Here is a 2,167-nt window from a genome sequence, read left to right as displayed (position 1 = left end):
TGGTGGTGCTCACCTTTACCAATAAGGCGGCGCGGGAAATTAAAGAGCGTATCGCGCTGTTTTTGGGGGAATCGAATCCGGCTATCAATGAGCAATTGCGCTACCTGGGGACTTTTCACGGGGTTGCTCGTCAGCTATTGCAGGAACATCCTGCTTTGGGAAAATTGGGTTTCAAACCCGGCTTCCTGGTTATGGACGAACAGGAAAAGCAGGAATTTCTGGAACGGCTTATTGCGCAGGAAAATCTGACTGTCAAATATCAAAACCAGTTGGCCAAGCGCTGGCGAAAGTACCGTCGCGATGGGGAGCTGTTGATGGGCAACATGAAGGCAGAAGATGATTTTGCACGTTTGGTTGAACTAGCCGAAACTGAAAAGAGCCTCTGTAATACCATGGATTTTGATGATCTGATCAACCGGTGCAACCAGTTGTTGGCCGAAGAGGTTCCTCAGGCTCCGGAGTGGATTATTGTGGATGAGTTCCAGGATTGCAGTGAGGATCAGCTACAGTTAATTGAGCATCTAAAAGGAGAATATACGAAGCTTTTTGTGGTTGGTGATCAAAATCAAAGTATTTACGGATGGCGAGGTAGCAAAGAAAACCTGTTTGAGGAAGTTCAGTCACGTTGGAATGCTATATGGATGGAACTTCCGCAGAATTACCGAAGTACCGGATCGATATTATCGGCGGCCGGGAATTTACTTTACCAAGGTGAAAATGGCTTGGTAGCAACGCGCCAAAGCGGAACACCCATTGAGTTGGTCCGTCATTTTGATGATCAGCAGGAAGCTTTTTATTTGCGCGAGCAAATGCTGACCTTGCAGAAGCAGCAAGAGTCGCTGGATTCAGTTGCTGTATTATTTCGAACTCACCAGCAAATAAAGATTGTAGAGACCGTGTTTGAGCAGGCTGATATTCCTTTTCAGTTGGTTGCCCGGAAGGAATTGCACGAAAATCCGGCACAAGCCTTTTTACTCCGAATTTTAAAATTGTGTGCTAATCCGCATGATGTTGATGCTTGCCTGTCATTGATTAGTGACCCGACTTTTGGTGCTGTTAAGCGCAGCCGTACTTTGATTCAAAAGCTACATGACCGGAAAGAAGGAACAACGGCGGTTAATGCCTTGCAGCATTACCTTGAAAAAAGAAAAGAACAGCCGAAAGATCACTTACAGCTTTTGAATCAGTTAACCCATTTTGAAACAGAATTTTTGAAGCAGGTTAATCCGTCAACCGAAGCTTTGATTGACTTTTTAGCCCTGCGTCCGATTTTGAAGCCAACCTCGATTCATCATCAGGCCTACCTTGAATCCATGACAGAAGCCTGGGAGCAATTAAGTCGTTATATGCAGGAAAACGGTTGGGGGGAACCGATGTCTATTTTCCGGGTTGCTCTGGATCAGGTGATTCTTGAAGGAACTTTCCAGATTAACGGGCGAATCAAAGAAAAGGGGAGTGGGGTTCATCTGTTGACCATCCACGCATCGAAAGGGCTGGAGTTCGATCGGGTGTATATTGCCGGAGCGAATACGGGCATTATTCCATTGGCCCAACATCACCAGGGAAGTCAGAATGTGAAAGAGGAAAAGCGCCTGTTGTTTGTGGCCATGACGCGCGGGAAAAATGTAGTGGAAATTGGCTGGCACAGTCAGCCCAGCATGCGCAATGCCGAGCCAAAACCCTCTTATTTTCTGAATGCCATACCTGGAGCTTTACTTGTGCAACGCGAAACGGTAGCACCTGTTATTGAAGAGGCCGTTCAGGAAGAAGCCGAAGAATGGCCAATCAACAGTACTGTGAAACACAAAAAGTACGGTGTGGGAACAGTCGTTGCTGTTGAGGAGAAAGAGTTGGTTTGCGCCTTTGACTCAGTTGGAGAGAAGTCGTTCTCCAGAGCTTTTGCCAAAGCGTTGCTGAGGAAGGTTGACTAGATTTTTCGGTGAAAGTCTTTTCTGAGTTCCAAGTTTCAAGTTCCAAGTTCCAAGTTCCAAGATAACCTGACAACTTCAGATAGCAATGACAACCTAATGTCCGGAAAACTTTCCACTTTCATCCCTGTTGGAGATTCCTTCCGAATTATGAATGTTTATTCTGATTATTGTCCTAAGGCCGGACTGGCCCCTCCTTTTCCAATTGATGAAAAGGAGGCAAACCCCGAATTCTCGGG

The 2,167-nt window shown here is 46.2% G+C and carries 1 protein-coding gene; it reads left to right on the top strand.

All coding sequences use genetic code 11. The features are described from left to right. Nucleotides 1–1,931 (top strand): ATP-dependent helicase (locus AC37HE_RS15280; protein ID WP_500783723.1); only part of this gene is annotated, 1,931 nt, incomplete at its 5' end. Nucleotides 1,932–2,167 lie beyond the last annotated feature (236 nt).

This window comes from Mangrovibacterium sp., assembly GCF_059905295.1.
Note: the sequence above shows the minus strand (reverse complement) of the source record. Positions and strands in the feature narration are given on the sequence as shown.